6 protein-coding genes are annotated in these 6,705 nt (G+C 68.1%); 2 read left to right on the forward strand and 4 right to left on the reverse strand.

The features are described 5' to 3' along the window. Positions 1–9: 9 nt before the first annotated feature. The gene (locus ENSA5_RS11300; protein WP_106391649.1) at positions 10–1,731 is read right to left on the reverse strand and encodes a peptide chain release factor 3; all 1,722 of its coding nucleotides are present in this window, start codon (positions 1,729–1,731) and stop codon (positions 10–12) included. A 604-nt stretch (positions 1,732–2,335) separates the two neighbouring features. On the opposite strand from ENSA5_RS11300, the gene ENSA5_RS11310 reads away from it, so the two are divergent. Beyond that, positions 2,336–2,791 (forward strand): hypothetical protein, encoded by a 456-nt coding sequence (locus ENSA5_RS11310; RefSeq protein WP_146155574.1) that lies wholly within the window; start codon positions 2,336–2,338, stop codon positions 2,789–2,791. Positions 2,792–2,804: 13 nt separating this feature from the next. On the opposite strand, the gene ENSA5_RS11315 is transcribed toward ENSA5_RS11310, so the two are convergent. Continuing rightward, positions 2,805–3,143, reverse strand: coding sequence for a DUF488 domain-containing protein (locus ENSA5_RS11315; RefSeq protein ID WP_106391652.1), 339 nt, complete (start codon positions 3,141–3,143; stop codon positions 2,805–2,807). 19 nt (positions 3,144–3,162) lie between these two features. After that, on the reverse strand, positions 3,163–3,732 hold the full coding sequence (locus ENSA5_RS11320) for a superoxide dismutase family protein (protein ID WP_106391653.1): 570 nt from the start codon (positions 3,730–3,732) through the stop codon (positions 3,163–3,165). Positions 3,733–4,016: 284 nt separating this feature from the next. Here ENSA5_RS11320 and ENSA5_RS11325 point away from each other — a divergent pair, with 284 nt between their 5' ends. Next, on the forward strand, positions 4,017–4,511 hold the full coding sequence (locus ENSA5_RS11325; protein WP_106391654.1) for a hypothetical protein: 495 nt from the start codon (positions 4,017–4,019) through the stop codon (positions 4,509–4,511). Here the strand turns inward: ENSA5_RS11325 and ENSA5_RS11330 are convergent. Beyond that, on the reverse strand, positions 4,480–5,910 hold the full coding sequence (locus ENSA5_RS11330) for a serine/threonine-protein kinase (protein WP_106391655.1): 1,431 nt from the start codon (positions 5,908–5,910) through the stop codon (positions 4,480–4,482). The two genes, ENSA5_RS11325 and ENSA5_RS11330, sit on opposite strands and share 32 nt — an antisense overlap. Positions 5,911–6,705: the final 795 nt, after the last annotated feature.

Consider the following 6,705-nt stretch of genomic DNA (forward strand, 5'->3'; position numbering starts at 1 on the left):
CCCTCAGGATCAGGAGTGCTCGCGGGTCGCCTCGAAGCGCAGCTCGGGGAAGCGCTCCTCGGTCTTGATCATGTTCCACTTGTTGGGCGCGAGGTAGACCAGGTCGTCGTGTCCGTCGACGTAGAGGTTCTCCTCGCACTTGCGCTTGAAGTTGGACATGACCTTGTCGAGGTCTTGCTTGGCGTAGCCCTCGAGGTTGGGGGTGACCCAGCGCGTGGTCGTGAAGTCGACGTGCTCGTAGGCAGCCTCGACCGAGTACTCGTCGAGCAGGCGGTGCTTCATGACCTCGAGCTGCAGCTGGCCGACCGCGCCGACGACCCAGGTCGCGCCGAGCAGCGGCTTGAACACCTGGATCGCGCCCTCCTCCGACAGCTGGCGCAGCCCCTTGGCGAGGGCCTTGGCCTTGAGCGGGGTCTTGAGCAGCACCCGACGAAACAGCTCGGGCGCGAAGCTCGGGATGCCCGTGTAGCGCAGCTTGGATCCGCCGCTGAAGCTGTCGCCGATCTTGATCGTGCCGTGGTTGGGCACCCCGATGATGTCGCCGGGCCAGGCCTCCTCGACGAGCTCGCGTGAGCGGGCCAAGAAGGCCAGCGCGTTGGACATGCCGACGTCGCGACCGAGGCGCACGTGGTGGGCCTTCATGCCGCGCGCGAACTTGCCCGAGCAGATCCGCATGAAGGCCATGCGGTCGCGGTGGTTGGGATCCATGTTCGCCTGGATCTTGAACACGAAGCCCGAGAACTCGGGGTCGACCGCCGCGATCATCCGGGTCTCGACGGGGTCGCCGGGCTTGGGCGGCTCGATCGCGGCCTTGCCGACGATCGCCTCGCGCTGCTGCGGCGGCGGGGCGAGGCTGACGAAGGTCCGCAGGAGCTCGCGGACGCCGAAGTTGTTCATCGCCGAGCCGAACAGCAGCGGGGTCTGCTTGCCGGCCAGGAAGGCCTCGCGGTCGAACTCGGCCCCGGCGCCCTCGAGCAGCTCGATGTCCTCGCGCAGGTCGTCGGCCTGGTCCCCGAGCAGCTCGTCGATGCGCGGATCGTCGATCCCGCTGACGGGGATGCCCTCGCTGAGCTCGAGGTTGTCCTCGCCGGCTTTGTCCGAGGGCTTGAACAGGTGCAGCTGCTGATCGACGAGGTGGTAGACCCCCTTGAAGCGCTTGCCCATGCCGATCGGCCAGGTCCACGGCACGCAGGGGATCCCGAGCTTGTCCTCGATCTCGTCGAGCAGCTCGAGCGGCGCGAGGCACTCGCGGTCGAACTTGTTGACGAAGGTGATCACCGGTGTGTCGCGCATCCGGCAGATCTCGATCAGCTTCTCCGTCCGGGACTCCACACCCTTGGCGCCGTCGATGACCATCAGCGCCGAGTCGACCGCCGTGAGCACGCGGTAGGTGTCCTCGCCAAAGTCCGCGTGACCGGGCGTGTCGAGCAGGTTGACGTTGGCGAGGCGCTCGATGTCCGGGGCGTCGGCGGGGATGCCCGGGATCGGGTACTCGAAGCTCATGACCGAGGTCGTGACCGAGATGCCGCGCTCCTGCTCCATCTTCATCCAGTCCGACACCGCGTGGCGGGCGGCCTTGCGCGCGCGCACGGCCCCGGCCATCTGGATCGCCCCGCCGAAGAGCAGGAGCTTCTCGGTCAAGGTGGTCTTGCCCGCGTCGGGGTGACTGATGATCGCAAAGGTCCGGCGACGGCGGACCTCGGCGCGGGCTGTGGCGTCGACCTTGCTCACGGGGCGCGAGGATGGCAGAGCGGCGCGTGTGGTGCCAGCGTGAGGGGGGCGCCCTCGCTCTCGGCCGCCGCCCGCGTGGTCACCGGCCGGATCCACCTCGGAGCTCGGTCGGGTGGTCGTTGAGGGGTCCCCAGACAGCTCGGAAGTGGGCGCGCCGACCTCCGTCGCCCCGCGCGAGTCCGGGCGCGACGCGCCCGCTCGATCTGCGCGCCCCCTGTTGCGTGACTGCCGCGGCCTGCGGCGGTCGGCCATGGTGTTCGTGGCTGCGCTCGCGCTCGTTGGCTGCTCGGACGACGAGGTCCCCTACCCGAGCGAGCTCGAGCTCGAGCTCGTCGGCTTCGACCTCTCGACCTGTTCGATCCGCAGCGACGGCGAGCTCGAGCCCATCGGCGACGACGAAGACCCGCTTCGGGGGCCGCTGCGCCATCCTCGACTCGGGTCAGGCTCAATGCTGGGCCTGGACCGCGGCAGCGGCTCCCGCGAGTGCGGGCTGCTAGGGGGACCTCGAGCAGCTCGCCCGACTGCACGCGGTCCGGATCAGTCGCGCGGCGAGCTTGTGATTCCTCGCGCCGCCTCGCGTGGCCTTTTGGAAGTTTGAGCGCAGATGGGTACGATCCGCGGCGTGTCAATTTCCGCCCTCACCACACTCTTGTCCAAAAACTACTTGGTGCGCTTTCAGTTCACGCTGGTGCGGTACGACTCCCGCGTGACGTGGGGCTGGGACGCCGCCGCTGGAGGCTGCTTCGTCGACAGCGCGGGCAACTATCTGGACGCCAGCCCCGGTTTCTTGCAGCACCTCGACGCCTTCGTCGAGCGCATCGAGGCAGACGCTCGGCCCGTCGGCGAACCACCGCCTGGCTTCGAGGTGTGGCGCTTTGATCGTGACTCGCTCCGTGCGTCGCCCTGGCCGATGAGCGAGATCGAGGGCTGCGGCCACGATCCGGCTGACCTCCCAGACGAGGCCACGATCGCCGCTTTGACTTCGGCGTTCTCGGCCGTGCTGGACGACGCGTTCAACGCACCGTCGCTGTATGACGGTCGCGACCTGCGAGCCGGCTAGCAGCCCGTGGCGCTCACGCGGACAGGACTTCCTTCAGGACCGTAGCTTGATTGTGCGCTTCGTCCTTGGCGCCGTATACCAGGGTGACGTCGCCTTCTTTGATGAGCGTCTCGAGGCGTAGCAGCGCCTCGTTGCCCTTGAGCTCGGCCTTGTAGCGGCGCTTGAATTCCGGGTAGCGCTCCGGCTCGTGACCGAACCATTTGCGCAGCTCGGTGCTGGGCGCCGCGTCCTTGGCCCACCAATCGATATGGGCGCTCTTTTTGCTCACGCCGCGCGGCCACACCCGGTCGACCAGGACTCGAACTCCGTCATCCTCGCTGCTGTCTTCGTAGACGCGCTTGATCTTCAACATGCCGATGGCCGCGGTGAGACTATTGCAGGGCCGCCTCTTGGGCCTCGATCACTCCGCAGGCCAAGCGTGGCCCCGAGTCCCCCGACGGGTCGGTTTTTTGGTCGTCGGGTCCGGCGTGGATGACGAGCGCGGTCCCGCTGCCGCTGAGCAAGGAGCCGTCTCGCGTTGTCTCGAGGGTGGCTCCGCCGAGGACGTACTCGAACTCCCCCTTGCCGTCCTCGCCGACCTCGAGGTTTGGCATGTCGCCTGCGTGGTGGCCCTTGGGGTTCTCGAGGCCATGTTGTTTGCCGATCGGCGCAAAGTGGCCTCCCGCTGACTTGTAGTCAGGACCCTCGCACTTGCCGGCCTCGTGGACGTGGATCCCGTGCGGGCCCGGGGGAAGGCCAGCGCCTTCGAACTTGATCCGAACGCCGGCCTCGACCGAGTCGAAGGTTGCAGTGCCAACGGACTGCCCGCCCGCGGTCTCGACCTCGGCCGTGGCCCGAAGTGCAGGCTCCGGCGCTTCGGACTCGGGTGAGGGCTTGGCGTTCTCCTGTTTGCACGCCGCGAGCGACAACACGACTGCAATGAGCATCGGTGTCGATTTCATGGTCACCTCCGTTGACGATTCGAACGCAGCGTAGAGCGAACTGTGCCCGTGTCAAGCCAGGGTCGCAGTCCGCCGAGGTGGCGAAGAGGACGCGCCCGAGACGCCGAGACGCCGACCTGTCGACCCGCAGCCGAAAGGCACACCTTCGCCACAGGCAGGCCGAGCTTCATCGAGACGCCCTCGCAGCCGCCGGTCTGCCCGGGCGTGTGCTCGCTGTGGACGACGCGTCCGCGCGGGTTGAGGCGCCGACATCTTCGCAACCCCGGACGCGGTAGGCTCGGTGGATGCACCGCAATCAATTCATCTTCACGGCCCTCGTCGCCGCCCTCGTCGCGCAGCCGGCCAGCGCGAGCGCCAGCACCTCCCGCAACTTGTGTATGGCGGCGGCGAGCCACTGTACTTACACGGGGCCGGACGCGCCGGTGTTGGCGGCTGAGGTCTGTCTGTCGGCGGCGGCGGGGATTACTCTCAAGGGCGAGGGTGGCTGCGGGGTGGACGCGCGGGCGTACTGGTTGGAGCACGGCGAAGTCGTCGACCCGCAGACCGGCGAGGTCGCGGCTTACATTCCGCTGGATGACCGCTGCAGCGAAGCAGGGATGTGCGACAAGGCGCCGCCAGGTGGAACTCAGGAGATGCCGATGTGCTGCTTTTACAACAGCAGCGGGGGGGAGGTCTGCGTGAATGGTCTGGACTGCGGAGGGACCCTGTGGTTCTGCTACGACGGCGTTTCCAACGATGACGGCACGGTTACCTGCTTTGAGGCGGAACAGCACGGTTGAGAGCTGCGTCCGCTTTCGTCACCTCGTCGAACTGTCCGACGCTTCGGTGGAATGTCGCGGCGAACAGCCAGACCGTCCGCGCTTTTCCGTGACGCCCGCGTCGCTCGAGCTCCTCCGCGACCCAGGTCGCCGAATTCGCCAGCGCGACTTGTTCCTCGAGTGACCATTGCTCGAACCGTTCCCAACCCTTGGCGATCGCAGCGACCGCGGCGTCGCCATCTGCGTCCCGCGCTGCCTGCTCTGCACGTGAGCGCAGGCTCTTGGGCGACTCGGGCTCCGTCGCTTTTCGCAGCGGCTCCTCATCGGTCTCCAGCACGGGCGGTCCTTGAACTTGCTCGCGGTCGGAGCTCACCTTCAGGTAGCCCCCGATACTCAGGAGCCCGAGCACGAGCGTGCCGCCGACCACCGCAGGCCACGAGCGCCGCAGCCGACCGATGCGCTCGGCCGCGCGCAGCACGAAGCTCAGCTCCGTGAGCCACTCGCTCAAGCTCGGCCGCTCGCTCGGGTCTGGATGCATCCCGCGCTCGATCACCGTGACGATCGAGCGCGGCAGCCCGGGCCGCGTCCGCTTGGGCTGCGCGAGCTCCCCCCGCATCGCTCGCTCGACCGAGACCAGGACCGCGGCGTCCACGGTCGCCCGCGGCGGCGGCGTGCCGAAGGGCAAGCCCTCGAACAGGCAGGCCCACGCGCTCGCTGCGAGGGCGAACACGTCGCCGCTCGGGCTCCGCTCACCGGCGGCGACCTCGGGCGCGATGAAGCCCGGGGTTCCGACCACGTAGGGCGCCGGCCCGAGCCTCGGCTTGGTTGCGAAGCCAAAGTCCGCGAGCTTCGCGACGCCACCTTTGATCAGAATGTTCGTCGGCTTGACGTCGCCGTGAACGAAGCCCGCAGCGTGCACGCGCGAGAGCCCGCAGCCGGCCTCGATCACCCGGTCCATGATCTCCGCCCAGCTCCGCTCGGCGCACCACTCGTGCATGTCCTGGTCACACAGCTCGGTGACCGAATACAGCCAGCCGTCTTGTTGGTCGACGTCGAACACCCGCACGATGTTGGGGTGCTCGAGCTCGGACATGGTCCGGACCTCGGCCATGACTCGGCGCGGCGCGTGCTCGTCCTGGTCGCGGTGGAGCTTGATCGCAACCTCGCGCACCAGCGCCCGATCGACCGCCGCATACACGACCGAGCGATGGGTGCTCGCGATCTGCTCCAGCAGCAAATAGCGATGTCGGCTGGGCAGCGCGTTGAGCTGGTCGGCTGCCTCCCCGACCGCGAGGCGCATCCGCGCCGCGACCAGCCGGGCGGCGCGCTCGACCGGCAACGCACGATCCTCGTCGACGAGCGGGCCCCACGACGAGGGGAGCGCGGCCGGGAAGGTGGTTGGCGTGGGGGGCGACGCCACACCACAGCGTACCGACTCGCGGGGGTGGGAGACTGACCTTTGGGTCAATTCATGCGCCGTCGTGATTCGAGCTGTATTGATCCCACTTTTTTCTTGGGCTCGATAGGCTCGAAGCCTGTGGCCGCGAGTCGCAGCGCTCGCTCATGGCTACGTCGCGGCTGCGCTGCTCGTAGCCTGGACCTCGGAGGGCACGTCGGAGCGAGCGTCGCCCCGGGGAAGTTCGATAGCCTCGGCTGCGTCGACCTGGCGACCGGCGTCACCGAGCTTGACGAGGGGCCGGGCCAGGACGCCGGGAAGCTTCGCGCATTTTGCGGCGCCCCGGCCGGGCTGGCTCGAGAGGCGGAGGGGAGTTGAGCCACAGCCACGGCGACTTCGCGGATGTGGCCGGCGCGAAGGACCGCTTCGGCGCTCGGGTCGAGGTCGTCCGGGGGACTCGGGCGACGCGCTGCGGAGCGCGGCGCTGAATGCGGCGCGCGAGCCGGGGGGCGGGTCAGTCGGGAAGCCAGCTTGAGTTTCCAGGGGCCTGAGCCCCTCTGAAGAGCAACTCACTGAGGCTAGCGACCACTCGGGCCGCACCCGAGTTCAGCTGAGAGAGGTCGAAGATGGTCTCCCCAACGAGAGATGATCATCCCGGTTATCCCGCTGACGGCCTGAGCCCCTCGATTGGCTTGTCCACTCGGGATCCGAGGGGCCCTGACCCTCGGCTTGGGTTTGTTCAGTCGAGTTGGTGAGGGCCTGGGGGGCGGAGGAAGGGATCCGACAGAACTCTCCGATGGGGGGGCGGACGTTTGGGGA

Source organism: Enhygromyxa salina, assembly GCF_002994615.1.
Lineage (GTDB): Bacteria > Myxococcota_A > Polyangia > Nannocystales > Nannocystaceae > Plesiocystis > Plesiocystis salina_A.

What these genes read in the sequence shown, in the direction of transcription:
- ENSA5_RS11310 (WP_146155574.1), top strand. Translation starts at nt 2,336, where the DNA reads ATGGGTACGATCCGCGGCGTGTCAATTTCCGCCCTCACCACACTCTTG.
- ENSA5_RS11325 (WP_106391654.1), top strand. Translation starts at nt 4,017, where the DNA reads ATGCACCGCAATCAATTCATCTTCACGGCCCTCGTCGCCGCCCTCGTC.
- ENSA5_RS11320 (WP_106391653.1), bottom strand. Translation starts at nt 3,732, where the DNA reads ATGAAATCGACACCGATGCTCATTGCAGTCGTGTTGTCGCTCGCGGCG.
- ENSA5_RS11315 (WP_106391652.1), bottom strand. Translation starts at nt 3,143, where the DNA reads ATGTTGAAGATCAAGCGCGTCTACGAAGACAGCAGCGAGGATGACGGA.